Source organism: Cumulibacter soli (assembly GCF_004382795.1).
GTDB lineage: Bacteria > Actinomycetota > Actinomycetes > Mycobacteriales > Antricoccaceae > Cumulibacter > Cumulibacter soli.
Window position 1 is genome coordinate 448,294 of sequence record NZ_SMSG01000003.1, and the last position, 26,470, is coordinate 474,763.

At 63.8% G+C, this 26,470-nt stretch carries 21 protein-coding genes; 16 read left to right on the forward strand and 5 right to left on the reverse strand.

Translation table 11 applies throughout. The features are described 5' to 3' along the window. Positions 1 to 44: 44 nt before the first annotated feature. A complete protein-coding gene (gene mshC, locus E1H16_RS08870) occupies positions 45 to 1,280 on the forward strand; it encodes a cysteine--1-D-myo-inosityl 2-amino-2-deoxy-alpha-D-glucopyranoside ligase (RefSeq protein WP_134323326.1) in 1,236 nt (411 codons plus the stop codon). Between the two features lie 146 nt (positions 1,281 to 1,426). Here the strand turns inward: mshC and E1H16_RS08875 are convergent, their stop codons facing one another. Both E1H16_RS08875 and E1H16_RS08880 read right to left on the reverse strand, forming a co-directional pair. Continuing rightward, positions 1,427 to 3,520, reverse strand: a complete 2,094-nt coding sequence (locus tag E1H16_RS08875; protein WP_134323327.1) for a PhoX family protein — start codon at positions 3,518 to 3,520, stop codon at positions 1,427 to 1,429. A 105-nt stretch (positions 3,521 to 3,625) separates the two neighbouring features. Beyond that, positions 3,626 to 4,483, reverse strand: coding sequence for a PAC2 family protein (locus E1H16_RS08880; protein WP_134323328.1), 858 nt, complete (start codon positions 4,481 to 4,483; stop codon positions 3,626 to 3,628). A 50-nt stretch (positions 4,484 to 4,533) separates the two neighbouring features. Here E1H16_RS08880 and metH point away from each other — a divergent pair, with 50 nt between their 5' ends. Then, positions 4,534 to 8,088 carry a methionine synthase gene (gene metH / locus E1H16_RS08885; RefSeq protein ID WP_134323329.1) on the forward strand — a complete coding sequence of 1,185 codons (3,555 nt, stop codon included), beginning with the start codon at positions 4,534 to 4,536 and terminating at the stop codon, positions 8,086 to 8,088. Between the two features lie 43 nt (positions 8,089 to 8,131). Here the strand turns inward: metH and E1H16_RS08890 are convergent, their stop codons facing one another. Further along, positions 8,132 to 9,001 carry a RecB family exonuclease gene (locus E1H16_RS08890; RefSeq protein ID WP_243837800.1) on the reverse strand — a complete coding sequence of 290 codons (870 nt, stop codon included), beginning with the start codon at positions 8,999 to 9,001 and terminating at the stop codon, positions 8,132 to 8,134. A gap of 57 nt (positions 9,002 to 9,058) precedes the next feature. Between E1H16_RS08890 and E1H16_RS08895 the strand changes: the two genes are divergently transcribed. Next, positions 9,059 to 10,156, forward strand: coding sequence for a site-2 protease family protein (locus E1H16_RS08895; RefSeq protein WP_134323330.1), 1,098 nt, complete (start codon positions 9,059 to 9,061; stop codon positions 10,154 to 10,156). Continuing rightward, complete coding sequence (locus E1H16_RS08900; protein WP_279586365.1) at positions 10,153 to 11,127, forward strand: tRNA (adenine-N1)-methyltransferase; 975 nt, start codon at positions 10,153 to 10,155, stop codon at positions 11,125 to 11,127. Before E1H16_RS08895 ends, E1H16_RS08900 begins: the two co-directional genes overlap by 4 nt. Here E1H16_RS08900 and E1H16_RS08905 read toward each other — a convergent pair. Then, a complete protein-coding gene (locus tag E1H16_RS08905; RefSeq protein ID WP_134323331.1) occupies positions 11,107 to 12,111 on the reverse strand; it encodes an AI-2E family transporter in 1,005 nt (334 codons plus the stop codon). The two genes, E1H16_RS08900 and E1H16_RS08905, sit on opposite strands and share 21 nt — an antisense overlap. Positions 12,112 to 12,231: 120 nt before the next feature. On the opposite strand from E1H16_RS08905, the gene arc reads away from it, so the two are divergent. From arc to pafA, 6 genes are read left to right on the forward strand one after another with little or no spacing between them, the layout of a single operon-like run. Next, the gene (gene arc / locus E1H16_RS08910; RefSeq protein ID WP_134323332.1) at positions 12,232 to 14,013 is read left to right on the forward strand and encodes a proteasome ATPase; all 1,782 of its coding nucleotides are present in this window, start codon (positions 12,232 to 12,234) and stop codon (positions 14,011 to 14,013) included. Next, positions 14,013 to 15,518 (forward strand): depupylase/deamidase Dop, encoded by a 1,506-nt coding sequence (dop, locus tag E1H16_RS08915; protein WP_134323333.1) that lies wholly within the window; start codon positions 14,013 to 14,015, stop codon positions 15,516 to 15,518. The genes arc and dop overlap by 1 nt, the downstream gene beginning before the upstream one ends. 20 nt (positions 15,519 to 15,538) lie before the next feature. Continuing rightward, positions 15,539 to 15,742, forward strand: coding sequence for a ubiquitin-like protein Pup (locus tag E1H16_RS08920; RefSeq protein ID WP_134323334.1), 204 nt, complete (start codon positions 15,539 to 15,541; stop codon positions 15,740 to 15,742). Positions 15,743 to 15,745: 3 nt separating this feature from the next. Further along, the gene (gene prcB / locus E1H16_RS08925; RefSeq protein ID WP_134323335.1) at positions 15,746 to 16,627 is read left to right on the forward strand and encodes a proteasome subunit beta; all 882 of its coding nucleotides are present in this window, start codon (positions 15,746 to 15,748) and stop codon (positions 16,625 to 16,627) included. Between the two features lie 2 nt (positions 16,628 to 16,629). Beyond that, positions 16,630 to 17,376: a proteasome subunit alpha gene (gene prcA, locus E1H16_RS08930; protein WP_134323336.1), complete on the forward strand. Its 747-nt coding sequence runs from the start codon at positions 16,630 to 16,632 to the stop codon at positions 17,374 to 17,376. Beyond that, positions 17,373 to 18,770 carry a Pup--protein ligase gene (gene pafA / locus E1H16_RS08935; protein ID WP_243837801.1) on the forward strand — a complete coding sequence of 466 codons (1,398 nt, stop codon included), beginning with the start codon at positions 17,373 to 17,375 and terminating at the stop codon, positions 18,768 to 18,770. The genes prcA and pafA overlap by 4 nt, the downstream gene beginning before the upstream one ends. Positions 18,771 to 18,873: 103 nt before the next feature. Here pafA and E1H16_RS08940 read toward each other — a convergent pair whose 3' ends face one another. Further along, positions 18,874 to 19,983 carry a DUF3866 family protein gene (locus E1H16_RS08940; protein WP_208378943.1) on the reverse strand — a complete coding sequence of 370 codons (1,110 nt, stop codon included), beginning with the start codon at positions 19,981 to 19,983 and terminating at the stop codon, positions 18,874 to 18,876. Positions 19,984 to 20,044: 61 nt separating this feature from the next. On the opposite strand from E1H16_RS08940, the gene E1H16_RS08945 reads away from it, so the two are divergent. From E1H16_RS08945 to E1H16_RS08970, 6 genes are all read left to right on the forward strand, one after another. Continuing rightward, positions 20,045 to 21,019 (forward strand): helix-turn-helix transcriptional regulator, encoded by a 975-nt coding sequence (locus E1H16_RS08945; RefSeq protein ID WP_134323337.1) that lies wholly within the window; start codon positions 20,045 to 20,047, stop codon positions 21,017 to 21,019. Next, complete coding sequence (locus E1H16_RS08950; protein ID WP_134323338.1) at positions 21,019 to 22,014, forward strand: helix-turn-helix transcriptional regulator; 996 nt, start codon at positions 21,019 to 21,021, stop codon at positions 22,012 to 22,014. Before E1H16_RS08945 ends, E1H16_RS08950 begins: the two co-directional genes overlap by 1 nt. Before the next feature lie 10 nt (positions 22,015 to 22,024). Continuing rightward, on the forward strand, positions 22,025 to 22,267 hold the full coding sequence (locus tag E1H16_RS08955) for a hypothetical protein (RefSeq protein WP_134323339.1): 243 nt from the start codon (positions 22,025 to 22,027) through the stop codon (positions 22,265 to 22,267). A gap of 52 nt (positions 22,268 to 22,319) precedes the next feature. Further along, complete coding sequence (gene tatA, locus E1H16_RS08960) at positions 22,320 to 22,595, forward strand: Sec-independent protein translocase subunit TatA (protein ID WP_134323340.1); 276 nt, start codon at positions 22,320 to 22,322, stop codon at positions 22,593 to 22,595. 78 nt (positions 22,596 to 22,673) lie between these two features. Then, positions 22,674 to 23,531: a twin-arginine translocase subunit TatC gene (gene tatC, locus E1H16_RS08965; protein WP_134323341.1), complete on the forward strand. Its 858-nt coding sequence runs from the start codon at positions 22,674 to 22,676 to the stop codon at positions 23,529 to 23,531. 44 nt (positions 23,532 to 23,575) lie between these two features. Continuing rightward, positions 23,576 to 26,395: a DEAD/DEAH box helicase gene (locus E1H16_RS08970; protein WP_134323342.1), complete on the forward strand. Its 2,820-nt coding sequence runs from the start codon at positions 23,576 to 23,578 to the stop codon at positions 26,393 to 26,395. Positions 26,396 to 26,470 lie beyond the last annotated feature (75 nt).

Here is a 26,470-nt window from a genome sequence, read left to right on the forward strand (position 1 = left end):
TACCGCTGGGGCACATCTCTCGGGCTGACGGTAGCCTGAAATCCATGCGTTCGTGGCCTGATGTGTGTGTCCCCGCGGTGGCTGGATCTGGACCGCCGTTGCGTTTGTTCGACAGTTCTACCGAGTCGGTCCGCGAGGTCCGCGCCGACGGTACGGCGACGATGTACGTCTGCGGAATCACGCCGTACGACGCGACTCACCTCGGGCACGCGGCCACGTACTTGACCTTCGACATGGTGCAGCGGGTCCTGCGCGATCAGGGCCACGACGTGCGTTACGTACAGAACGTGACGGACGTCGATGATCCGCTGATCGAACGCGCTCACCGCGACGGGATCGGCTGGCAAGAACTGGCGGAGCGCGAAACCGACCTGTTCCGCTCCGATATGGAAGCCCTACGGATCATTCCGCCGCAGGAGTATCTCGGCGTCGTGGAGACGATCGATGATGTGGTGGTGGCGATCGAGAAGTTGCTGGTCAATGGGTCGGCGTACCGGCTTGAAGACGGCACCGGCGACATCTACTTCGACGTGAGGGCCGACGAGCGGTTCGGTTACGTCAGCGGGTACGACGAGAATCAAATGTTGGAGTTCTTCGCCGAGCGCGGCGGGGACCCCGATCGCGCCGGAAAGCGCAACCGCCTCGATCCGCTGTTGTGGAAGGGCGCGCGGGACGGTGATCCGTCGTGGCCCAGCAGTCTGGGCGCCGGACGACCGGGGTGGCATATCGAGTGCGCGGTCATCGCGCTGACCCGTCTCGGTGAGCAGATCACGGTGCAGGGCGGTGGGAGCGACTTGCGGTTCCCACACCACGAGATGTCGGTTGCGCATGCCGAGTCGCTGACCGGCGTCGTCCCGTTCGCGGGGCATTACTGCCAGGCCGGCATGATCGGTTACGACGGCACGAAGATGTCGAAGTCGCTGGGCAATCTGGTGCTGGTTTCCACCCTCACCGCCGGCGGCGTTGATCCGATGGCAATTCGGCTCGCCCTATTGCAGCAAGGCCATTTCCGTGATGACCGCGAGTGGACCGATGAGCTGCTTCGCGAGGCCGAACGCACGCTGGTCGAATGGCGCGAGGCGGTGTCGCGTGACCGCGGCGCCGATATCACTGCGACGCTCGTGCACGTCCGTGACCGACTGGCCGATGACCTTGATACCGCCGGTGCGGTGGATGCGATCAGCCGCTGGGCCAAGACAGTGCCCGGGCCCGGGGACTCCGCCGATGCGGGCTTGAGTATGCGCACGGCGATCGACGCCCTGCTCGGTATCGCGCTGTAGGCGGCCGCGGCTGGCGCGATCGGTTACAGCGTTGCGCGCGGATGCTGCAGCGGTCGGGCACACTCCCGTCGAACGTCGAACGTCGAACGTCGAACGTCGACGGTGCGGCGATCATAGGGATCGCCGCACCGTCGGTCGCGGGGTGCCTACGCGGGGAGTTCCTGGATGACGTCCGCGGCAGTCTGCTCCATCCCAATCTCGATGTCGTCGCCGGTACGCCAGACGCCGACTACCGATGGACGGGGCACGCTATCGCCGCCGTCCGGCCAATGCGAACTCGGTGCCTCGAATGTTGCCTCATCGGTTTCGCCCGGGTGCTGGACACACACGAATACCCGCTCGTTGGCCACCCAGGGGCCACAGGTCTCCGCGCCCACAGGGACCGAGAGAAACTGACGGACTTCACCACGGTAGTCGCCTTCCAGCGCGACACCGTACAAGCCGTCGTGCGCGCCGAGCGTGTTGCCGTCTGTTGAAATCCATAAGTTGCCGTGTGCATCGAACGTCAGGTTATCCGGACAGGAGATGGGGGATACCTTCTCTTTGTCCGCGCCCGCGAAGTACGTCGACGCGTCCGAAGGGTCGCCGCACAACAGGAAGATATTCCATCCGAAGGATTCGCCGGTGGGGTCGTCGTCATCTTCGATGACCTCAAGGACGTGACCGTCCTTGTTGCTGGTGCGGGGGTTCGGCTCCTCGGCCACCTCGCGATCCTTGTTGTTCGTCAGCGCCAGATAGATGTGCCCTGTTTCTGGGTGCGGTTCGACGTCTTCTGGCCGGTCCATCTGAGTCGCGCCGACCTTATCGCCGGCGAGACGGGTAAACAGATACACCTCCTCGGCGGTCATCCCCTCAACGAAGGACTCGTCACCGGACGCCAATTTGATCCATTCACCTGTGCCGTCGAACGCGTCGTCTGAAGGAAGTGTGCCGTCGCCGCTGATTTCTGCTTCCGGCGAGTTGCCCGAAAACTTCGCAACATAGAGCGTGCCATCGTCGAGCAGTTTGTCGTTATTCTCTTTCGCCGCGGCACCGTCGGAGGTATCGACTGTTCCGTTCGACACGTACTTGTAAAAGTAGTCGAACACCTCATCATCGCCCAGATACGCAACCACGCGACCGTCATCGGCAACCCGGATCGTTGCTGCCTCGTGCTTGAACCTGCCTAATGCGGTGCGCTTCTTCGGCGTCGATGAGCCATCGAATGGGTCTATCTCCACGATCCACCCGAATCGATTGACCTCATTCGGCTCTTTCGTAAGGTCGAAACGGTCGTCGAACTTCTCCCACTGGCGCTCACTGGCCTCGCCGCTGACTCCGTAGCGCTCTAGGCGCTCTTTGACGGCTTTATCGGTAACCTTGTCGGCGTTCGCGAAATACTGATTGAAGTTTTCCTCCGCTGTAAGCCAGGTGCCCCACGGGGTCAGACCGCCGGCGCAGTTGTTCAGGGTGCCCAACACGATCTCGCCGGACGGATCGGCGGAGGTCTTCACCAGGTCATGTCCTGCGGCGGGCCCGGTGAGCTGGAACTCGGTGGTCGTGTGAAAACGGCGGTTCAGCTCATGACCGACGATCGGGGTGACGGAACCGCCGCTCTCTTGTGCCTCGACGGCGACGACCGACAACCCGTGGGCTGCCCAGGCAATCTTGACTTGTTCCTCGGTCGGATTCTGCGCGTCGTAATCGGGGAACATGATGTATTCGTCGGTGTATTCGTGATTCGTCATCATCAATTGCGTGCCGGCCTCGAGCTCGAAGAACCCTAGGAAGTCGCAGTTGTACCCGAACTGGCCCTGCTGGGCTTGAGCCGTCTGATTCGCTGCGTCGAACTCCGGCGCGTCGGCGAGGATCGGATCACCCCATCGAATGACCACGTTCTGCTCGTAACCGTCCGGGATCACGACCTCGTCGATCGCTGAAGGCGCGATCGGTGGGAACCGTAGGCCGTCGGCCGCGCCGGCTTTCTCACCTGTGCCGGGCTCGTCGTCGTTATCCGATGTGCACGCGCTCAGCAACATCGTGCCGGCACCTGCGGCGCCCGCCGCCGCCGTGCCCTTCAGCACCTTGCGGCGCGACAGCGCCGAGGTGAGGATATTGCCGAAGTAATCGTTGCCTGACTTGTTCGGCGGCTGATGGTCACACGCATTCCCGCATCGCATCAGGCAGGTCAGCGACGAGCGATTCGCGTGTTTTGGCGTGAACATTGGCAACAGGGAGCGGCGCCCTCGCGCAGCAGTCATCGGTACTCCTCGGCATGTCGTGATATGGCCGAGGTGAACCTACTGAGCGAGGCCGACTGGATCCTTAACTACGCGTGAACGGCGTACGGCGCGCGGCTGGCGGTCCTAGATGCCGTCATCGCCGGGGCTATCACGACGTCGCAGGTAACGCTCGAAGTCCGCAGCGAGTTGTTCGGCTGCGTCCTCGTCGACGTGGTCCTCCTCGACGGCCAGTGCGTCGAGTTGCTCGCGGATCGACGGGTCTTGATCGACGAGCGTCCGCACAACGCTGATGGCTGCCGCCGCTTGCTGCTCAAGCGACTCCACACTGATCGGTTCCTCGAGTACGTCTTCCAAACGCCTCAGCAGCGCGACGGTTGCCGGCGTCCAGGTCGGCGCCGTCACGTAATACGGCGTCCCGGCCCAAAAGGAAACCGTAGGGATGCCGACCCGGACGGCGGCGTCGTGCAGTACGCCGGTGATACCCGTCGGCCCTTCGTAGGAGGACTGCGCGAGCCGGTACTGGGCGGCTGAGCGTGGGTCCCACGCGCTACCGGTCACCGGTACAGGACGTTCGTAATGCGTGTCCGTGCTCATCCCGCCGAGCAGCACGATCCGCTCGACCCCAAGATCGCGGGCGATCTCGAGAAACTCCTCGCAGAACGTCTTCCAACGCAGATTGGGTTCCGGCCCAGACAGCAGCACGACATCGCGACCAGAGACCGGCATCCGGGCGATGCTGACGCGGACCGTGCCCCACACGATGTGCCGGGAGACCCCGTTGACCAAGGCGACGTGCGGCCTGTTCACCTGAAAGTCGTAATAGTCCTCGGGATCAATCGAGGTGTACGCCCGGGCGTCCCAGGTGAGTGCGAGGTGTTCGACGGTCGTCGTTGCGGCCTCGCCGGCGTCGTTCCATCCAGAAAACGCGCAGATCATCGTAGGGTCGACCAGGTCCGGCAGGTAGTCGTCTGAGGCCATCATCACCCCAGCCTACGGGCAGGGGCCGATCACGGCGGCCATAGACTGAGTCCATGATTTCCCCTACATCCTCCCGGTTAATTGCTGCGCTCGAATCTGGCACCCTCGTGGCCGATGGGGCGATGGGGACGATGTTGCAGGGATACGACCTGAGCCTGGAGGATTTCGACCAGCTAGAAGGCTGCAATGAAATCCTGAACGTCACCCGCCCGGACGTCGTTCGCGCTATTCACGACGCTTATCTGGATGCCGGTGCGCAGGCCATCGAGACCAACACCTTCGGCGCCAATTACGCCAACCTCCTTGAATACGACATCCCCGAACGCATCTACGAACTCGCGCTCACCGGCGCCCAACTGGCACGCGAACGCGCCGATCTCTCCTCCACCGAGGATGACCCTAGGTTCGTGCTCGGATCAATTGGCCCGGGCACGAAACTGCCGACGCTAGGGCATACGACGTTCGCTACGTTGCGCGATGCTTATCGTCAGCAGGTCGATGGTCTCATCGACGGGGGCGTGGACGCGTTGCTGATCGAGACCTGCCAGGACCTCCTGCAGGCCAAGAGTGCCGTGATCGGTGCCAAACGCGCGATGACGGCCAAGGGTCGCCATGTGCCGATCATCGTGCACGTCACCGTAGAGACGACCGGCACGATGCTGCTGGGCTCGGAGATCGGCGCCGCGCTCACGGCGCTCAGCGCGCTCGATATCGACCTGATCGGGTTGAACTGTGCCACTGGCCCGGACGAGATGAGCGAGCACCTTCGCTATCTCTCGACGTATTCACCGATTCCGATTTCGGTGATGCCGAACGCTGGTCTGCCCGTACTAGGAGCCAACGGCGCCGAGTACCCACTCGGGCCGGAGGACTTCAGCGCCGCGGTCGCCCGGTTCGTCGCTGATTACGGAGTCCGGTTCGTCGGCGGCTGCTGTGGCACGACACCTGAGCACGTGCGCGCATTACGCGCCGCTGTCGACGCCGTGCAGCCGGCGCAGCGCACGCCCGTGAGTGAGCCCGGGATCTCCTCGCTCTACCAGCACGTCCCGTACCGGCAGGATGCCGGTGTGCTGCTGGTGGGCGAGCGCACGAACACCAACGGCAGCAAGGCTTTCCGCGAAGCGCTCATCGATGGCCGCATTGACGACTGCGTTGAAGTGGCCAAAGGCCTCGCGCGTGATGGTTCGCATGTCATCGATCTATGCGTTGACTACGTCGGGCGCGATGGTGCCACCGACATGAGCCGACTCGCAGAGCAATTTGCGACCGCCACGACGCTGCCCATCATGCTTGATTCCACCGAAGTACCCGTCCTTGAAGCCGGGCTGGAGCGACTCGGCGGGCGCTGCATCATCAACTCGGTCAACCTGGAGGACGGCGACGGCGAAAACTCCCGCTGGTCGCGGCTGCTGCCCATCGTTGTCGAGCACGGCGCGGCCGTCGTCGCACTGACTATCGACGAAGAAGGCCAGGCCCGCACGGCATCGGAAAAGGTCCGGATCGCCAGTCGGATGATCGACGAACTACATGACCGCTGGGGCCTGGCGTACCCCGACATCATCATCGACGCGCTCACGTTCACCGTCGCGACCGGTCAGGAAGAGTCTCGGCGCGATGCGCTGGAGACCATCGAAGGTATCCGCCAGCTGAAAGAGAAGTACCCGACAATCAGTACGACGCTGGGTCTCTCGAACGTGTCGTTCGGGCTGAACCCCGCGGCGCGTCAGGTGCTGAACTCGGTGTTCCTGAACGAGTGTCAACAGGCCGGGCTGGACAGCGCGATCCTGCACGCGAGCAAGATTCTGCCAATGTCGAAGATTGACGATGAACAGAAGCAGGTCGCGCTCGACTTGATCTACGACCGTCGCCGTCCCGCCACCAATACCGAGTCGGCGTACGACCCGCTGACCCGACTGCTGGAGATCTTCGATGGGGTCAAGGTCGCCGGCAGCGCTGAATCCCGGGCAGAAGAACTGCGCGCATTGCCCCTCGATGAGCGTCTCAAGCGTCGGATCATCGACGGTGAACGTGCCGGTCTCGAGGATGATCTCGACGAAGCAATGCAGTCAATACCGCCGCTGAAGATCATCAACGAACTGCTGTTGGACGGAATGAAAACCGTCGGCGAGTTGTTCGGCTCCGGCCAGATGCAGTTGCCGTTCGTATTGCAGTCGGCTGAGGTGATGAAGGCGGCCGTCGCCCACCTCGAGCCACACATGGAGAAGACGGACGACGACGGCAAAGGGACGATCGTACTGGCCACGGTTAAGGGCGATGTCCATGACATCGGTAAGAACCTCGTCGACATCATTCTGAGCAATAACGGCTATTCCGTGGTCAACCTGGGCATCAAGCAGCCGGTCAACGCAATCATCGACGCAGCGGTGGAGCACAACGCCGACGTGATCGGGATGTCTGGGCTCCTGGTCAAGTCGACCGTAGTCATGAAGGAGAACCTGCAGGAACTCAACTCTCGTGGGCTGTCGGACCGGTTCCCGGTGGTGCTCGGCGGCGCAGCGCTGACTCGCGCATACGTCGAGGACGATTTGGACGACATTTACCAGTCGGACGTGTACTACGCACGCGATGCCTTCGAAGGCCTGCGGGTGATGGACGACATCAAGGCCGCGAGCCGCGGGGAGGTAACCGTGGCCGAGTCGGAGGAGCGCGCGCGCAAGAAGGCAGAACGTAAAGAGCGGCGGGCTCGCTCGCTGCGTATCGCGGAGGAACGCAAGGCCAAAGAGGGCCCGCTGGTGATTCCCGCTCGTTCGGACGTCGCCGATGACAATCCCGTACCGACCGCCCCGTTCTACGGATCCCGCGTGATCAAGGGGATCCCGCTGGCCGACTACGCCGGCATGCTCGACGAACGGGCCACGTTCATGGGGCAGTGGGGCCTACGTGGCACCCGCGACGGAGTGTCCTTCGAGCAGTTGGTGGAGACCGAGGGTCGTCCGCGGTTGCGGCAATGGCTGGATCGGATTCACACTGAGGCGCTCTCAGAGGCCGCAGTCGTGTACGGATACTTCCCGTGTGTATCTGAAGGAGACGACGTCATCGTGCTGAACGAGGATGGCTCGGACCGGGTGCGGTTCACCTTCCCTCGCCAGCAGCGCGATCGGCACTTATGTCTGGCGGACTTCTTCCGAAGCCGCAAGCAGGCAGACGCCGAAGGGCGTCCGGACGTGATCGCGTTCGACATCGTCACGATGGGCAACAAGATCTCAGACGCGACGGCCAAGTTGTTCGCGGACAATTCGTATCGCGAGTACATGGAGTTGCACGGACTGTCCGTGCAACTCACCGAGTCGCTGGCTGAGTACTGGCACAAGCGGATCCGTTCCGAACTCACGTTCGATGACGGTCGCGCGGCGTCCGCGGAGGATCCGGAGAGCCTGGACGACTACTTCAAGCTCGGCTACCGCGGTGCGCGGTTCGCATTCGGCTACCCGGCCTGCCCGGATCTGGAGGAGCAGACCAAACTCGTCGAGTTGTTGGACCCGTCTCGAATCGGCGTTGAACTCAGTGATGGCTTCCAGTTGCATCCGGAGCAGTCGACGTCAGCACTCGTCTGCCATCACCCCGAAGCGAAGTACTTCGCCACCTAATCACCAGACCCACTGGCCGCTCACCGGCCCTATCGTCGGCTGACTAGTCGGTGGGTCGCTCAGCCCGCCGGTCGATCGTGTAGCTGAGCGCGTGCTCCTCGGGGAAGGGCGGCGGTGTGCCGCCCTTCGCCGGGCACAGCGCATGGTGATCGCACCAGTCGCACAGCCTGCTGGGGTTAGGGCGGAAGTCCTGTGTCTCGATCGCCTTCTCGATCGCGGCCCAAAGCGCGCGTAGTTGTCGCTCCAGCCGTTCCAACTCGACCTGGTCGGGGGAGTAGGTGAGTTCGTCGCGGTCCGCCAGGTACATCAGTTTCAGCTGCGCTGGAATGGCGCCCGTGGTGCGCCACAACACGAGCGCGTAGAACTTCATCTGAAACAGGGCCTTCGCCTCGAACATCTCGCGCGGCGCTGCGCCGGTCTTGTAGTCGACTACGCGCACCTGGCCGTCCGGAGCGATATCCATGCGATCGACATATCCACGCAGGAGCAAGCCGTCATCGAGGACCGTCTGCACGAGCATTTCGCGCTCGGACGGGTCGAAGCGTCGCGGGTCCTCCAGCGCGAAATACTTCTTGACCAACGTTCGCGCCGTGCCCAGCCAGGTCGCGAGCTCTTTGCCTTGGTCGTCGCCAAACAACTCGCCGAGAACGGGTTCTTCGGTGAGCAGTTCAGACCATGCAGGCTCTACCATGCTCTGCGCCTGCTCGGGTGTGCGCTCGGCTCGCGGCAGCTCAAACAATTTCTCGAGGACCGCATGAACAACCGTGCCCCGGGCCGCGGCCGGAGACGGTTTCTCCGGGAGCCGGTCGACGCTGCGAAAGCGATACAACAACGGGCACGTCTTGAAGTCGGCCGCGCGGGACGGCGACAGCGAACCGGTTATCGGCATCTCAAGTAGCTCTTCGTCTGGCACGTTTCCCAGAGTAGGTGAGCGTGCCGACACATTTCGTGAGCCGCCTACGATGGTGACGTGCGCTTTTCACTTCCGCCCCTGCCGTTAGGCCGGTTTCTTGGCGCACCCATCTACATCACCGCTTCGTGGTTCCTCTTCGTGCTGGTCATCGTGCCGCTGTACGCGCGGCAGCTGCAGTCGTGGCTCGGTACGGCGCAGGCGATCGCGCTGGGAGCCGTGATGGCGTTGATGTGGGGCCTGTCGGTGTTGTTGCACGAGTTTGGACATGTCGCGGCAGCGCGCGCGATGCATTTTGACGTCGAGCGGGTCGAACTTGGCTTCATGGGCGGCGCGACGACCGTGCGCAGCGAGGACGACTCGCCACGTAGTGAACTCGTCGTGTCCGCAGCAGGCCCAGCGGTCTCACTGGCCATCGGACTGCCCGGCGCCATTAGTCTCCTCACGGGCAACGGCCCTGGATTCGGTGTCGACGGCGCATGGGGGATGTTGCTGTCGGCGATCACGCTCGCGAACCTCGCGATCGGAGTCTTCAACCTGTTGCCCGGACTGCCACTCGATGGCGGCCGAGTCGCGGTCGCGGTGTTGTGGAAAGCGACCGGCAACCAGCACAAGGCCACCATCATGGCCTCCTACTTCGGCCAGGTCATTTCCGCCGGCCTCGCCGCGTACGCCCTGTGGCGCGTACTGAGCTCGACGCAACCGTCGCGGGAGATCCCCTGGGTACTCGCCATCGCCATCATGTCGGCCTCGCTGTGGGCGATGGCAACCGCGAGTCGCGACAACGCGATCAAGGAAGCGCGCCTGGCCGGTCAACCGTTGTACGAGCGACTTATGCCAGTTCCCGTACTGGACGGTCGAGAGCCCGCAGCGAGTGCAAGTATCGTGCCCGATGCGCTCGTGCTGGTTCGCACCGCTGACGGTCTCGCGTACGCCGACCGCGCCATCGTGTCTTCGGCGACCGGCACGCTCACGGACCACGCGACACCCCTACCGGAGCACCGCCTGCTGGCCGAGGATGCCAGTTGCCTGGATCTGCTGCACGCTATTCGCCGATACGACGCACCATGGTTTGTGGTCCTCGCCGCGGACGGCGTACCGCTGGGCATCGTGGGCGCGCAAGCGCTCGCCGGCGAACCGGTAGCCTTGACCGAGTGACTGACTCCGCCGCATCGACCCACAACGCCCCGCTCCACGTAGGGGAACGTGTCCAACTCACCGACCCCAAGGGGCGGATGTACACGATCACGTTGGAGGCCGGCAAGCAGTTTCACACGCATCGCGGCGCCATTGAGCACGACAGTCTGCTAGGTGGTCCGGAGGGAATCGTGATCACCTCGACCGATGGCACCGCCTACCTCGCGTTACGACCACTGCTGGCCGACTACGTGTTGTCGATGCCCCGCGGCGCTCAGGTGATCTACCCCAAGGATGCCGCGCAGATCGTTGCAATGGGCGATATCCACCCTGGCGCCCGCGTCCTGGAAGCCGGCGCTGGTTCTGGCGCATTGACCTGCTCGCTGTTGCGTGCTGTCGGGCCCACGGGCTCGGTGACGTCGTACGAGATCCGTGAAGATCACGCGGTCATCGCGGAGCAGAACGTAGACGTGTTTTTCGGCGCGCGGCCAGAGAATTGGAGCCTGCGAATCGGGGACCTCGCCGAGGTGGGCGCCACCGATGAGGTCTACGACCGGGTGATCCTAGATATGTTGTCCCCGTGGCAGCCGCTGGAAGCCGTCGCGGCGAAGCTGCGTCCCGGCGGGGTTCTGATCGGCTACGTGGCGACCGTTCCGCAACTCTCACGACTCGTCGAAGCTCTGCGCGCGCATGGCTCGTTCACCGAGCCGTCTGCGTGGGAAACCCTCGAGCGACCCTGGCATGTGGTGGGGCTCGCCGTCCGCCCAGATCATCGGATGATCGCGCACACGGCGTTCATCGTGACCAGTCGTCGTCTGTCGGACGGCGTGAGCGCGCCCTCGCGACACCGCAAGCCAACCACCGCCCGCGCGGCCGTCGCGGGTGAAGCCGTCCAGACAGACGAAACGACGGCGTTCGCTCACGCGAACGCCGTCGATCTCGAGGCGGAACAGCCGCAACAGAAGAAGCGGTTACGTCCCCGTCTGCCGTAGCACTGGCTCCTCGCCGGAGGCATTCGTATCGCCGGCGTAGCCGTAGTCCGCAGCGCGTTCGCCGAGGTCGTTCGCACTCGACGTGGCGTCCTCGGACGTCTCCATACTCACGGTTTCGGTCGAGTTGGCCGTTGCGTCCGCCGCGTCGTGCGCCGACGGAGCGCCAAACGACACGTCGACGGGCTCCTGATCGTGAGTCGGCTCGGGCGTCTGTGCGGCGGGGTCCCGCTCGGCGAAGTCCTCGCCGGTCGCGTCGGTGACGTCGGTGAAGGTCATCGACGGTGTGCGGCGTTCCGACGGCGGCAGATCTGCGTCACGGTACGGAGCATCGTCGTACACGTCGCCGGCCGGATAGGTGAACCCGGGCTCTACCGGGCGAATGTCGCCGTTGGAGCCCGGAGCGAGATCGAACGGGTTCTCGTCTTCGCCGCGCCCCTCAGCCAGATCCATCGCGGCGGCGTACTCGGCAGCACGGCTGCGATTGGCGATCTTGAACGTCACCCAGGACAGCACCGCCGGCACGAGTCCGAGCAGCAGGCCGCCGAACGCGAACGAACGCACCAGCTCGGCGAGTACGCCGTTTCGGGCGGCCTCGGTGGGCGCCAGCGCATCAACTCGGATGAAGTAGACCGCCACGGACGCCACAACCGAACCAAGCAGCACACCGAACCAGGTGCCCAGCAGCGCGCTGGCACCATTACGTGGCGAGGCCTTGCGAGTAGTCAACAGTGTGACGACACCGGCGATGATGGCGACCAGCGCAACAGCAACATAGAACGTCACGTGCACCGAGGTCGGCGGCGAGTCGGTCCGGAACGGCCATTCCAGACCCGCGAAGTTGTTGGTAGTGAGCAGAGTGGGAAGAATCGCCTGGCTCGTGCCGCGCGCCGCGAGTACAGCGCTGAACCATACGACGCCCGCGAGGGCTGCCGCGGTGATCACGGTCGCGACGATGGCCGAAGCGAGAGAGCGTGCTCTATACATGCCATTTACCGTAGGCGCAAGACGGCGAAAGTTCGGGAGCCACTCCGCGGCGATTCGTAGACATTCCCGTGCCGCGCGGGAGGCCTTCGGGAAGTGTCCATGCGCTATAGAGTGGGACAGATGAGCGAGTCGACGCAGCCCAGCGAACCGGGTCGGGAACGACCGGCTAGCGAAGTCCGCCTCCTGCAGCAGGAGATCGACCGGCTCCGAGCGAAGGTTGCCTCGGGCCCGGCCTCATCGCGGTTGGTCTCCGAGCGATTGGTCGAGTCTCAACAGCGAGCGCAGGCTCTCGCCGACCGCAACGACAAGCTGGTGACCACGCTGCGCGACGCAAAAGAGCAACTCGCGCACCTGCGGGAGGAAATCGACCGACTTGCCGCACCCCCGAATGGCTTCGCGGTCTACCTGCGTTCGGTAGACGAGGCAACGGTCGACATTCTTAGTGCCGGCCGTAAGTTGCGCGTCGGTATCTCCCCGGAGATCGCCGCGACATCGCTACGCCGCGGCTGCGAAGTGATCTTGAACGAAGCGATGAACGTCGTCGATGTGGTCGGTTACGAGCGCACCGGTGAATTGGTGGCGATCAAAGAGTTGCTCACCGACGAACACGACGCTCCGGAGCGCGCCCTAGTCGCTACCCACACGGATGAGCAGCGAGTCTGCTACCTGTCCGACGCCCTGCGTGAGGCGACGGTCGCGATCGGCGACAGCGTGCTGATGGACAGCAAATCCGGCTACGTGTACGAGCGCATTCCGAAGAGCGACGTGGAGGATCTCGTCCTTGAGGAGGTCCCGGACATTTCGTACGGCGATATCGGCGGTCTGCAGGGCCAGATCGAGTTGATCCAGGACGCGGTGGAGATGCCGTTCCTGCATGCCGACCTGTTCGCCGAACACAACCTGCGTCCGCCCAAGGGCGTGTTGCTGTACGGACCCCCCGGATGCGGCAAGACCTTGATTGCCAAAGCCGTCGCGAACTCACTGGCCAAGCAGATCCACGCCGGTCAGGTCGCGGCCGGTGCCGTGCCGGACAACGACAAGGCTGCACGCTCGTACTTCTTGAACATCAAGGGCCCCGAGCTGCTGAACAAGTTTGTTGGCGAGACCGAGCGGCACATCCGGATGATCTTTAGCCGCGCGCGGGAGAAGGCGGATCAAGGAACGCCCGTCATCGTGTTCTTCGACGAGATGGAGTCCATATTCCGCACTCGCGGTACCGGCATTAGTTCGGACGTCGAGACGACGATCGTCCCGCAACTTCTGGCCGAGATCGACGGAGTCGAAGGGCTGGAAAACGTCATCGTGATCGGCGCGTCCAACCGCGAAGACATGATCGATCCGGCCATTCTTCGACCCGGTCGTCTCGACGTGAAGATCAAGATCGAGCGCCCGGATGCCGAGGCCGCTGCCGACATCTTCTCCAAGTACCTGACCGCCGATCTCCCGGTCAACGACGATGATCTGGCTGAGAACGGCGGCGATCGCACCGCAACGATCGAGGCGATGATCCAGTCGGTGGTGGAGCGGATGTACGCCGAGACCGAGGAGAATCAGTTCCTCGAGGTGACCTACGCCAACGGCGAGAAGCAAATCATGTACTTCAAGGACTTCAACTCGGGGGCGATGATTCAGAACATCGTCGACCGCGCCAAGAAACTAGCGATCAAGGACTTCTTGACGACTGGCTCCCGCGGGTTGAGAGTCAGCCATTTGATGTCGGCGGTGGTCGATGAGTTCGCCGAGAACGAGGACCTGCCGAACACCACGAACCCGGACGATTGGGCGCGAATCTCCGGAAAGAAGGGCGAGCGGATCGTGTACATCCGCACGTTGATTTCGAAGAAGTCCAAGAACCCGGGCGAGGCAATTGAGACGATGCACGGGACGGGGCAGTACCTCTGATGACTGTTCGTCGAGTCCTCGGCACGGAGGTCGAATACGGCATCAGCGTGCCTGGCGATCCCACGGCGAACCCGATGCTGCTGTCGGCGCAGTTGGTCGACGCGTACGCCGCAACCGATACGCCGCGGCGCAAACCGGCGTGGGATTTCGTGCACGAAGATCCGCTCGCGGACGCACGCGGGTACCGGGTTGGATCACGCGACGCGCTCGATCACAACGGCACGGACGTCGACGACGATCCATATCTGGCCAACGTCGTACTGACCAACGGCGCGAGGTTCTATGTCGATCACGCGCACCCGGAGTATTCCGCACCGGAAGTCACCAACCCACGCGATGCCGTGCTCTGGGACAAGGCCGGCGAACGGATAATGGACGAGGCAGCGCGGCGGCTCGCATCCGTTCCAGGCAACCCACAGATCGCCCTCTACAAGAACAACACTGACAACAAAGGGGCGTCGTACGGGACACACGAGAATTACCTGGTGCGACGCTCAACCCCGTTTGAGGACCTGGTCCAGTGTCTGACGCCGTTCTTCGTGACCCGACAAATCTTTTGTGGAGCCGGCCGGGTCGGCATTGGGCAGGACGGCATGCGACCCGGTTTCCAGTTGTCGCAACGCGCTGATTTCTTCGAGGCCGAGGTTGGCCTGGAAACGACCCTCAAACGCCCGATCATCAACACGAGAGACGAGCCGCACGCGACCGCATCGAAGTACCGGCGACTCCATGTGATCGTAGGCGATGCGAATCTTGCCGAGACCTCAACATTCCTGAAGGTCGGGACGACAGCGCTGGTGCTCGCGATGATCGAGCACGGCGTGGCACCGAAGGGCCTGACTCTGGACGATCCGGTGCCGGCGATTCATCAGACCAGCCACGATTGGCAGCTCGAGGGCAAACTGGAGCTGGCTGACGGCCGCCGGATGACCGCGTTACAGATCCAACGCGAGTATCTCGACGCCGCCCGGTCATTCATGAGCGAGGACCTCGACGAGGACAGCGCACAAGTGTTGCGCGAGTGGGCAGAGGTGCTCGACGCGCTTGAGGACGACCCGATGCGGCTGGCCGATCGCCTCGATTGGGTGGCGAAACTCCGTCTATTGGAGGCGTACCGGGGGCGCGACGCACTCGGCTGGGCGAGTCCGCAGGTGGCGTTGGTCGATCTGCAGTATGCAAATGTTCGGCTCGATAAGGGTCTGTACAACCGCCTGGTACACCGCGGAGCGATGCGCACGATGGTGACGGCCGACGAGGTCAACGCGGCGATGTCGAGCCCGCCACCGGATACCCGCGCGTTCTTCCGCGGCGAATGCATTCGCCGGTTTGGTCTATCGGTCGCGGCGGCTTCCTGGGACAGTCTGGTGCTCGATGTCGGACGTCCGGGTTATGTTCGCGTCCCGATGATGGAACCACTTCGAGGTACCCGCGCACACGTGCAGGAACTTCTGGAAACATCGAATACCGCAGCCGAGTTGGTTGACCGACTCGCACAGACCCCGTAGGCCGAGACGAAGGAGTAGCCATGGCACAGGAGAACACCGAGCGCCAACGTCCTGCCGGTGACGAGGCCGAGGACGATGCCGCGGCCACGCCCGCCGCGGGCGCCGCACAGGTGCACAAGGAAATGAATGATGATCTGGACTCGATCCTCGACGAGATCGACGGCGTTCTTGAGTCGAACGCCGAAGAGTTCGTGAAGCAGTTCGTACAGAAGGGCGGCCAGTAGTCCGTGGCTAACGAACAACGCTCCGGCGGGCTTCCCGCCGTCTACCTCAACGACGGCGGCTCGTCATTCACCGATTTCCTCGGTCGCGCTGCACCGGATCTGCTACCCGGTCGCCGGCCGCTCCCACCGGGGGTGACTAACTCGCCGGAGGTTCGCCACGGCACCACGATCGTCGCGGCTACCTTCGATGGCGGGGTGGTGATCGGCGGCGACCGCCGTGCGACGATGGGCAACCTGATCGCACAGCGCGATATCGAGAAGGTGTACGCCGCCGATGCGCACAGCGCTATCGGAATCGCCGGCACGGCCGGTATCGCGTTGGACATGGTCCGGTTGTTCCAGATCGAACTGGAGCACTACGAGAAGATCGAAGGCGCCACGCTGTCGCTGGACGGCAAGGCCAATCGACTATCCGCGATGCTCAAGGGCAATCTATCGATCGCATTACAAGGTCTGGCTGTCGTGCCGTTGTTCGTCGGGTACGACGAGGACCCCGACGCCTCCAGCGCCGGGCGGATTTTCAGTTTCGACGTGACTGGCGGATGCTACGAGGAGCAACTCTTCCACGCGATCGGCTCGGGCTCGATGTTCGCCAAGAGCGCGCTGAAGAAACTCTGGTCTCGTGATCTGGACGAGGCCGGGGTGGTACGCGCGCTGGTCGAATCGCTATACGACGCGGCGGATGACGACACCGCGACCGGGGGACCAGATCTCACCCGCGGGCTGTTCCCGATCTGTTTCGTCGTCACTGCCGACGGCGTACGCCGCGTCGGCGATGCGGAGATCGAGACGATCTGCGACGAGATCCTCGACGCTCGCACTGACCGGCTGCGCCGCGAGCGGTCCGCAGCTAGCCAGCACACGCCTCAAGGTTCGGGACGGTAGCCATGTCGATGCCCATGTACGCGTCCGCCGAACAGGTGATGCGGGACAAGACCGATTACGCCCGCAAAGGCATCGCCCGAGGGCGCTCGGTCATCGTGATGTCCTGCGAGGAAGGCGTTCTACTGATCGCCGAGAACCCGTCGAGCACCCTGCACAAGGTGGGTGAGGTGTACGACCGCATCGGCTTCGCCGCGGTCGGTCGTTACAACGAATTCGAGAACCTGCGGCAGGCCGGCATCCGGTATGCCGATACACGCGGGTTTTCCTACGATCGCCGGGACGTCACCGGACGCGGGCTGGCGAACGCCTATGCACAAACCCTCGGCACGATCTTCAGCGAGGCGCTCAAGCCGTACGAGGTTGAAATCTGCGTCGCCGAGGTCGGCGCGGATATCGCCACCGACCAGCTGTACCGGCTGACGTTCGACGGGTCGGTGGTCGACGAGCCCGGCTTCGTCGCGATGGGCGGCCAGTCGGACGCCGTGACTGCATCCGTACGCGAGGGGTACGCCGAGGCGATGCCGATCGGCGACGCGATTCGTCTGGCCGTGCACGCATTAGCCAACTCGGCTCCCGATGGGCAGGTTCGTGAGGTGCCCTCGCGCAACCTCGAGGCCGCTGTGCTGGAGCGGGGCAAGGTCGGGCGTTCGTTCCGCCGGTTCAGCGCGGAGTACCTGGACGATCTGCTCGGCAACGGTAAAAGTGACGCTCCGGAGCCGGGTGGGTCGGCAGCTGAGCCGAGCGAATGAGCACCGCCGCGCTGTCGCGCCGCATCTTCGGTATCGAAACCGAATACGGGGTGACCTGTGTACTGGACGGGCACCGCCGTCTATCGCCGGACGAAGTCGCGCGTTATCTGTTTCGTCGGGTAGTCGCCTGGGGCCGCTCTTCGAACGTGTTCCTTGCGAATGGATCCCGGCTATATCTCGACGTCGGATCGCACCCGGAGTACGCGACCGCGGAATGTGACAACTTCACCGACCTGATCGCGCACGACCGCGCCGGCGAACGCGTGCTGGAGGGGTTGGCTGCTGAAGCCGAGGAAAAGCTCGCCGCTGAAGGTGTTGAAGGACAGATCTATCTGTTCAAGAACAACACCGATTCTGCGGGCAACTCGTACGGTTGTCATGAGAACTACCTGATCACTCGCAATACGGAGCTCAGCACGGTCACCGATGTGCTCGTGCCGTTCTTGCTGACTCGACAGATCGTGTGTGGCGCGGGCAAGGTGCTGCATACCGCCCGCGGCACCGTGTATTCCTTCAGCCAGCGAGCCGAGCATGTCTGGGAGGGCGTGTCGAGCGCGACCACACGTTCGCGTCCGATTATCAACACGCGCGACGAACCGCACGCGGACGCCGAGAAGTATCGCAGGCTGCACGTGATTGTCGGCGATTCCAACTGCAGCGAAACCACCACGTTGCTCAAGGTGGCTTCGTGCGATCTGGTGCTGCGGATGATCGAATCCGGCGTGCGGTTTCCGAACCTGGCCGTGGAAAACCCGATCCGGGCGATCCGAGACATCGCCAAGGACCTCACCGGAACGCTTCCGATTCGGCTTGCCGATGGGCGCACGATGACGTCCCTGGCGATTCAGCGCGAGTACTACGAGCGCGCCGTACAGTTCTGCGCCGATCAGGACGTCGATCCGGAGCATCGCACCGCGCTCGAATTGTGGGGGCGCGCGTTGGATGCGATTGAGTCCGGCGATCATCGGTCGATCAGCCGAAGCATCGACTGGGCGATCAAGAAGAGCCTCATCGATCGTTACGTGGAGCGGGACGGCCTCGAACTTAGCGATCCACGGATCGCACAGATCGACCTTGCGTTTCATGACGTCAAGCGTGGCCGCGGACTGTGCCGGGTGCTGGAATCGCGCGGTGTGGTCGATCGGGTGACCACCGACGAGCAGGTCGACTTCGCGCTAGACAATCCGCCTCAGACCACCCGGGCACGGCTACGCGGTGAGTTCGTGCGGGTGGCACAAGAATTACGACGCGATTTCACCGTTGATTGGGTGCATCTGAAGGTCAACGACCAGACCGCTCGGACGATACTGTGCCGTGATCCGTTCAAGAGCGTGGATGAACGCGTGGAGCGACTCATCGAAACGATGCGCACCCAAAGCCCCCGTCCCCTCTAGCCCGGCCACCCTCGGTCGTCGAACGCGAACGGAGCGAGGCGAGTTACGAGGCAGCGGAGATGTCGCTGGTCGACGAGAGCACGCGTGCCGGGCGACGTACGGATCAGGGGAGCAGCCTGGCGGCGTGCCGACCGGCGGCCGCATTGACGAGGAAGTACGCGTAGTCCTCGTCGAGTCCTCGGCCCATCGTGGAAAGGCGTACCGGACAGGCCCGCAATGCCTCGTCCAGCCCGGCGACGTCGACGTTTGTGATCGCCGCGCGCTCCGGCGCTGACGTTAAATCCCGACGTACCGCCTGGTCTAACTCTTCGGGGAGCCGGTCCGGCAGGGGTACGTCGAGGGGAACCAAGCCGACCTTGAAGAATGCGGTCGTCGCGTGGTGTGAAACGCCCACATGCCTGCCGCGCGGGTCGGCGTCTGAAATACGCAGTGCGGCGACCGGTCGTCCGCCGACCGCGTACGCGGCGTTGACAGCCTCTCCGGCGGCGACGCCAGAGAATCCCCACGGCGTTCCGGTACCCAAATTTCCCGGGCCTTGCGCCACGATCGCGATGTCCGCGCCGAGGACAACCCGCGCGGCGATCAGGCCGCTGTGCACGGTGACCGCCTCCAGATCCCCACCGACTGCCTGTCCTACGGTGATCGTCCCCGTAAGCACCTCAGACAGGTCCGCGACCGAGCGCGAGAACCAGGCCGGTAGTGCGCCTCCATCGCTCCAGATATAAGCGACTTTTGCCGAGGGGCGATCGGCGTGGATCCCGGCAAGGATGGCGGGGACTGCCGAATGCAGGTCGGCGACTACCACCGGCATTCCGTCGACCGAGTCGCAGGACGCGATGGCTTCGTGATGCGGCGAATCCTGCTCGTCCACTCCCAGCACCGTCGCCTGTAGCGGGCTGTAGCGCATCTTGACCAGGTGCCCGGCGCCGTCGCGGTCCGCGGGAAGGCGGGTGACGTTCGCGATCACGATGGCGTATCCGCCGGTGCCCAGGCCCAGGTCCAAGGCAGTCGTGTTGACCAGCAGTTCGTCGCCGACGTCAGGGGTTCCGACGAGAGCGGGATAAGCAAGAGCGCGTACGCAGGTGTCGTCCTGACCGAAACGGCCGCGCACCCTCACGTCGAGTTCGATCGCGCCGCGCCAGGATTTACCGATCGCTGTCACCCTCGCGCTTCGCCAACGGATCAAGGACGCCCCGGCATTCTCGCTGCTCATGCGATCACGATATCGGTTGTGCCTTCCTGGCCCCCGTGTCCGCACGGGCTAGGGTGAGGCCGTGTCTAGCGCGAAGAACGAGCGATTGCTCAATCTCCTGATCTGCCTGACCTCCACGCGTCAGTTCCTCAGCGCTGACCGGATCCGGCGGGCGGTCGTGTCGTACAACCAGGACGACTCGCCAAAGGGTCGACAGGCCTTCGAGCGGATGTTTGAGCGCGACAAAGAGGAACTGCGCGAACTTGGCGTCGTCATCGAGACCGGTAGTCACCCCTTCGGCGACGGTTCCCCGGGTTACCGGATCGCGGGTCGCGACTCCTTCTTGCCCGACCTGGCCCTCACCCCCGCTGAGTCCACCGTGCTTGCCATCGCGACTGACTGGTGGAGAAGCGCGCAGTTCGCCTCCGAAACGCAAGGCGCAGTGCGCAAACTGAAAGCGGGCGGCGTGAAGGTTGATGAGACCGTCAACGGGTGGGACCCGCAACTGCGCGGGTCCGATCCGGCGTTCGACACGTTGTTACTCGCCGCCACTGCGCAGCGGGAGGTCGAGTTCGATTACCGCGCGCGTACCTCCGATCCACCGGTCTCGCGACGCCGCCTGCAGCCCTGGGGACTGGTGTCTTGGAAAGCTCGCTGGTACCTGGTCGGGCATGACCTCAACCGCGACGACACGCGCGTGTTCCGGCTGTCTCGGATCGTCAGCGATGTAGTCATCACAAGTGACGTCGGTGCCTTTGAGCATGAGGACCGCGACTTGCGTGCAATCGTCGGTGACGCCGGGTTCGCGCAACCATTACGAGCGGTGATCCGGCTGCACGACACAGCCGCGCCCGGTCTGCGGCGAATGACCGCCGGCGTTGAGCAGCCCGAGCACACTGGCGACATCGCCATTCGGGCACGCGATGCTGCGGCGTTGGCCAGCATCGTCGCGCCGTACGGCGCGACCGTCGAAGTCCTCGCGCCGCCGGAAGCGCGGGCGGCCACCATCGCTCGGCTACGTCAACTCGCCGTATTGGACTCGGAAGGGGAGCGTTGATGGGTGGCGTGGGGAATCAACGCGCACAACTGCACCGGATGAGTCTGCTCGTGCCATTCCTGTTGAGTAATCCGGGCAGCACCGTGTCAGACCTGGCGGCCGAATTCGACACCACCGCCGCGCAGATCAAGAAAGACCTACTGGCCGTGTCGTTCTGCGGGTTACCCGGGCAGGGGATGGGTGACCTGATTGAGGTGGTGTACGACGGCGACCGGGTCTCGATTACCGAGAGTGCCGGGATGGACCGTCCCCTGCAGCTAACTGCGGCTGAAGCCAGTTCGCTGGTCATCGCGCTGCGGGCAATGGCACAGAGTCCGGGGTCGGTCGATCACGACACGGTGCTCGGCGCCCTGGCGAAGCTCGAGGACGCCATCGGCACCCGCGCAACATCGCCGGTAACCGTCGAGTCTTCTGCGGAGTCGCACGCGGCCGCGCCGCTTCGTTCTGCGTTGGCACATGACCGCGCCGTCCGAATCGAGTACTGGTCTGCCGCCCGCGATGAACTCACCGATCGAGTCATCGATCCGATCCAGATCTTCCGAATCGACGGAGTGGATTACCTGCAGGCGTGGTGTCGGCGGGTTGAGGAGTTACGTACCTTCCGCCTTGACCGCATTGGTGCGCTCGAGGTCCTCAATGAGCCGCGGCAACACCACGACGCACCGCCGCGGGACTTGTCCGAGGGGGTATACACGCCGAGCGCCGACGACCTGAACGTCGAATTACAGGTAAGCCGCGAAGGCCGGTGGGTGATCGAGTACTACGACGTCGGCGTGGTGCAGGAGGCTGCCGATGGTGGAGCTCGGATCGCGCTACGACTAAGTAGCGACACACTTGACCGACTAGTGTCGCAGCTCGGCCAGGATGGCTTGGCGGGCCTGGACGACCCAGCGGTGCGCAGAGCCGCCAAGCGGGTCGCCGCCCGCAGCGCCGCGGCCCTCGCGCGTTACGACGACGTCGGCTGCGATTCGGCTACAACGGCGCCCAACGCCTAGACTCGTACCCATGGTTCTGTGGATCTGCGTGGCGATCATCGTCGTAGCGCTCGGTGTGCTGCTGGTACTGCTGGTCGAGTTGCGGGCGAAACAGCGTCGGTTAACTGCAGCATTGGGCAGCATGCAACCCCAGGTCCAACAGGCCAACGAGATCGTCACCGCACTGCAGTCAGCGTCGGCCGGAATGAAGCGTGGCACACATCGCGCACCACAGACCGAACTTGTCGCGCCATCGCACACAGACTCGGCATAACGAGCACCCCGGGGCTACACTGGCTGTGTTGCCCGCGACGTAAGGATTTTTCATGAACCTCGGTCCCATGGAGATCGTGATCATCGCGATCGTCATCTTTGCTCTGTTCGGCTACAAGAAGCTCCCCGATGCGACCCGAGCCGTGGGCCGATCGCTGCGTATCTTCAAAGGTGAGATGAAGGGGATGAAGGACGAGGACGTCGCCACGAAGGCTGAAGCGCAGACCGTGCGCGCTCCGCTGGAGACTCCGCAGCCGCAGACTCCTGTCGTCACCCCACCGGCTGAATCGACCAAGCAGCCGCACACGCCTCCCAGCACCACCGCATAGCGAGCGGACACTGTGGCGCTACGTCTTCCGACGCGCCGCTCCAAGTCCGCAAAGAGCCGGAAGTCCGCAGACGGCTCGATGCCGCTTGTCGAGCACCTGCGCGAACTTCGCTCCCGGCTATTCAAAGCCCTCATCTTCGTCGCGCTCGGCGCGATCGTCACATTTATCTGGTACGACAACGGTCTGCTTGAGTTCCTGAAGACGCCGTACTGTGCGTTGCCCGGCGAGATGAGATTCCCGAGCGACCGATGCGAGTTGATCTTCCTCGATCCCGCTGGCGGTCTGCTGTTGCGCCTGAAGGTCGCCTTGATCGGCGGCATTATCCTGTCGGCGCCGTTTTGGCTGTACCAGCTTTGGGCGTTCATTACCCCAGGCTTGCACACCAATGAGCGGCGCTGGTCGAGCGCGTTTGTGGCCTCATCGTCGGTGCTGTTCATGCTCGGTACCCTGTGCGCCTGGCTCACGCTCAACGCCGGACTGAAGATCCTGCTCACGCTCGCGGGCGATGGCGTTACTTCGGCGTTGACCGCGCCGGACTACATCAGTTTCGTCGCGATGGTGATCTTCGCGTTCGGCGTCAGTTTTGAAGTGCCGTTGCTGGTGGTGATGCTGAACCTGGTCGGCATCCTGAAGTACGAGAGCCTGAAGAAGTCACGCCGGTGGCTGTACTTCCTGACGTTCGTTTTCGCTGCACTGATCACGCCCACGCAGGACCCGTTCTCGATGCTGATGATGGCGATCCCTATGTCCTTGTTGTTCGAGGGCGCAATTCAGTTCGCCCGAATCAACGACAAACGTCGTGCGCGGCGGGAGGAGTCGTTCAGCGATCTCGATGACGACGAGCCCTCTCCGCTGAACATGACGCCAGGGTCTGCCGAAGCGCCTTCGCCGGTGGAGGATCCGAGCCCGGTCGAACCACCGAAGGCCGTCGACTAGCCGCGTACCGGCGGGCAGTGCGGGCCCTGAGTAGGCTCGTGCCTATGGAAAGCCCCGCCGCTGCATTCGCGCGTTCGGCGCATCGCAATCGATATCCCCAACTCGGCGAGTTCTCCGGGCTGCTGAACTTCGAGTTGGACGAGTTCCAGGTGATGGCCTGCCAGTCGCTCGAAGATGGCCACGGAGTGCTGGTGTGCGCGCCAACTGGGGCTGGCAAGACCGCGGTCGGGGAGTTCGCCGTACACCTCGCCCTCGCACGGGGGCTCGGATGTGCGTACACGGCCCCGATCAAGGCGCTTTCGAACCAGAAGTTCGCCGACCTGCGTCGTCGATACGGTAATGACACAGTCGGGTTACTGACCGGCGATAACTCCATCAACCCGCAGGCGCCGATCCTCGTGATGACCACCGAGGTGCTGCGCAACATGCTGTACGTCGGCAACGACACGATCGATTCGCTCGGGTTCGTCGTGATGGACGAGGTGCATTATCTCGCTGATCGCTTTCGGGGAGCGGCCTGGGAAGAGATCATCATTCACCTCCCTGAACAGGTCCAAGTGGCCGCGTTGTCGGCAACGGTCAGTAACGCCGAGGAGTTCGGTTCTTGGCTGCATGAGGTGCGCGGCAACACCGATATCGTCGTCGACGAGGAACGCCCGGTGCCGTTATGGCAACACATGATGCTCGGGAATCGGATGTACGACCTGCTCGCGCAAAGCGGGCGAAAGCGACTGGTCAATCCGCATTTGGACCGAGCGAGCCGGGAACAGGCGCAACGCGTCGGATCCTGGTCGGGACCGCGCGGGAAGCGACGCGGTGGTAGCTGGAAGCCGCCACGCCGGACCGATGTCGTACAGCGACTCGACCGTCAAGGCTTGTTGCCGGCGATCTACTTCATCTTCAGCCGAGTGGGTTGTGAAGCTGCGCTCGATCAGTGCCGTCGCGGCGGCGTGCCGCTACTCGATGACCTCGAGCGCGCTGAGGTCCGCCGGACGGCGATGCGACGGACGGCCGACCTCAGTGCCGCTGACCTCGATGTACTCGGGTACTGGGAATGGCTCGACGCACTCGAACTCGGGTACGCCGCTCACCACGCCGGCCTGATCCCGGCGTTCAAGGAGACAGTCGAGGAACTGTTCGTGCGCGGACTGTGCCGAGTCGTCTTCGCGACCGAGACCCTCGCGTTGGGTATCAATATGCCCGCGCGCAGCGTCGTGCTTGAGCGACTGGTGAAGTACAACGGCGAGAATCACGTGCGCCTCACCCCGGGGGAGTACACCCAACTCACCGGACGGGCCGGACGCCGAGGGATTGACGTCGAAGGTCATGCGGTGACGCTGTGGAGTCCTGACGTGACGCCGCTCGAGGTGGCGAACCTAGCGACGACGCGGACGTTCCCGCTGAAGAGCTCGTTCAAGCCGTCGTACAACATGGCTGTCAATCTTGTCGGGCAACTGGGCCGCAGCGATGCGAAGAAGTTGCTGGAGCGTTCGTTCGCGCAGTATCAGGCCGATCACGCAGCAGCAGGTCTAGCGCAGCGCCGCGATACGGCGGCCCGCGAAGCCCGTATCAAGCAGGCGGACGTCACCTGCGAGCTCGGTGATGTCGTCGAGTACGCAAACCTGCGTCTACAGATCACCGATCTCGAGCGCGGAAGCACGAAGCAACGCAATGAGGCGAAACGTGCGCAGGTCTCCTCGTCAATCGGTAAGTTGCGCCGCGGCGACCTCATTACGGTGCCTAGCGGACGGCACCGCGGGGTCGCGGTCGTATTCGAGGCGTACGGCGGGTCGAGTCCGTACGTGCTCGCGTTGACCGAGACGCGGTGGGCAGGGCGGATCGACGCATCGGCGTTTCACGCCGCAGTCGTCCCGTTCGGCCATATGAAAGTCAACAAGGCATTCAATTACCGTTCAGCACCCGCGCGCCGTGACCTCGCGACGAACCTTTCGCAAGTGGCCCGTGACCTTCCGCAGCCGAAACCCGAGCGAATGCGCGCCGCTGAGGCGGTCGAGATCGCGGAGTTGCGTGAGGCCCTGCGGCTGCACCCGGTGCACCAGTGTCCCGATCGAGAGCCGCACGTGCGCGACCTTGAAACCGCGCGGGCAGCGTGGCGGGCCAGCGACAAGCTCGCAACCAAACTTAATCGGCGGACGGCATCGTTGGGCCGCACGTTCGATCGGATCTGTCTGGTGTTGGCCGACCTGGGCTATCTGGGTGATGACGATGCGGTCACCGAACCCGGCCGATTGTTGTCGAGGCTGTGGAGCGAATCCGACCTACTGATCGCACAAGCGCTGCGCACCGGCGCGTGGCACGACCTCACCGGACCCGACCTGGCCGCCGTCGTGTCGGCGACGCTCTATGAACCGCGCGGCAACGACGCCTTCGACACGTCTCGCACCCCCGTCGGCTCCAAACGCGTCCGTGCCGCACTCGCGGCACTGCACAGTGAGTGGTCGTTGCTCGATGAGTTGGCATCCCGGACGGACGCGCCACTGATTCGGCGTCCCGACCCCGGCTTCGCACTCGCCGCGTACCGCTGGGCAAGTGGTGATGCGCTGGCCGTCGTCCTGTCGAACCTGGCGCGTGCCGGGTTCGAGATTTCGCCGGGAGACTTCGTACGGTGGTGCAGGCAAGTCATCGACCTCTTGGAGCAGCTGGCGCGCATCCGGTCGTCGCTGGCTGGCTCGGTCCCGTCGGTTGCCGCCCAGGCTGCGGCCGCGATGCGGCGCGGTGTGCTCGCTGATCCGATCAGCCCGATTCCCAGCGATGCCGAGGCGGCCGCCGCGACCGACGACGAGGCCGAGCTGGCGGACGAGGCTGAGGGGCCGGACGACGACCAGCAACTCGATAAGCCGTAAGGAAGTTGCTGGTGTGGCACCGAAACCAATCCCCGATACCGTCCGTCGTACCCGTCGGTGGTGCGGTTCTAGGGG